This is a genomic window from Flavobacterium jejuense (genome assembly GCF_006491595.2).
Lineage (GTDB): Bacteria > Bacteroidota > Bacteroidia > Flavobacteriales > Flavobacteriaceae > Flavobacterium > Flavobacterium jejuense.
Genome location: NZ_VEVQ02000046.1, coordinates 1 through 1,126, shown reverse-complemented (window position 1 = coordinate 1,126; position 1,126 = coordinate 1). Strand labels below are relative to the sequence as shown.

Below are 1,126 nucleotides of genomic sequence, written 5' to 3'. Positions count from 1 at the left end.
GTTACCTGTAATACGAAAAAACATCCGTATCTTAAATGAAAGACATTGAATTAATCAAACTTTATGAAGAATCATACAAAGGGCAATATGATGATTTATTTGAGTCTTTAGATAAAATCTATGTCAATGCTGTTGACAAACAATTTGCTACTAAATTTCAATTAGGAATAATTAATCTTGTTGGTGGACTTATGGTTAACAGTGAATTAGATAAAAAAATTATCGATTTGTTTGACCATTCAATGAAACTTGGCGGAAATATAATTGATGTAATTAATGCAATCCCAGAAACTGTAAATTTCCATAAACAAGGAGAAGAATTAAAAACCGAAAAAAATAAAAACGAAGTAACAATTGTTTGGAAAAAAATTCTTGGAATACCATACAAAATTGAACGAATAAATGCAGTTATAAAAGGAACTATAAGTTCAAATTTTGAAAATCTAACAGAAAAAAGTGAGATTGCTGAATATCTTGGAAAACAAAGAGCAATAGTTGACCTTCGTGAACAAATAAAAGTAAAATTTATTGAAAATGGTGGATTAATGGAACTTGACGAAAAAAACGGAGAAGATATTCTACCTGTAAAATTTCAAACTTTAAATAATTTAAAAGAGTGCATAATCAAAAATGACTTGGCTGAATTTTTCAAAATTCTGCAAGGTGTGTTTGCTTCTCTTTCGTATGATATGAAAATAACAGAAGGATATTTTCATAGTCATATCCATTTTTTATTGACTTTACTTGATTTCGATATTCATTCCGAAGTAGAAACTAATAAAGGCAGAATTGATTCAGTTATTGAAACTAAAAATTACATTCATATTATTGAATTTAAACAAAATGATTCAGAAATCGCTTTAGAACAAATATTAGAAAAAGAATATTATCAAAAATATTTCTCAAAGAATAAGATAATAATATTAGTTGGAGTTGCAATAGATAAAAATCAACGGAATATTATAGATTGGGAAATGAAATCACACGCATAAGTACTACAGGTAACACCGTATATAATGCATTGCTAGTGCTGGCTTACTTACGAAAATCCTCGCGGATTTTCTATTCGGTTTTTATTTGCTAAATTAGTTGCTTAACCACGCAACGCACCATATACAAACACGTT

The 1,126-nt window shown here is 28.0% G+C and carries 1 protein-coding gene; it reads left to right on the top strand.

Annotation, left to right across the window (positions count from 1 at the left end; genetic code table 11):
- Window positions 1-35 precede the first annotated feature (35 nt).
- Entirely contained in the window at window positions 36-992 is a 957-nt protein-coding gene (locus FIA58_RS21145) for a PD-(D/E)XK nuclease domain-containing protein (RefSeq protein WP_140964679.1), read from the top strand.
- Window positions 993-1,126 lie beyond the last annotated feature (134 nt).